1 protein-coding gene is annotated in these 221 nt (G+C 53.8%); it reads left to right on the top strand.

What is annotated here, in order from left to right:
- Window positions 1-221: hypothetical protein (locus tag NG901_RS16965; protein ID WP_252217126.1), on the top strand; the 221-nt coding region annotated here is incomplete at both ends.

Consider the following 221-nt stretch of genomic DNA (forward strand, 5'->3'; position numbering starts at 1 on the left):
CCGATCTTAAAAATCTGCTCGCCGACTTTCCGGTTGAGGAATGGTGCGCGCCGGTGTCAGGCCCGGAACAAGGGTTTCGTAATAAAGCCAAAATGGTGGTGAGTGGTAGCGTTGAAAAACCACTGCTCGGTATGCTGCATCGCGATGGCACACCAGAAGACCTTTGTGACTGCCCGCTTTATCCTGCCTCATTTGCGCCCGTTTTTGCGGCGCTAAAACCG

The sequence above is a fragment of the Clostridium sp. CMCC3677 genome, from assembly GCF_023845585.1.
GTDB lineage: Bacteria > Bacillota > Clostridia > Clostridiales > Clostridiaceae > Clostridium > Clostridium aquiflavi.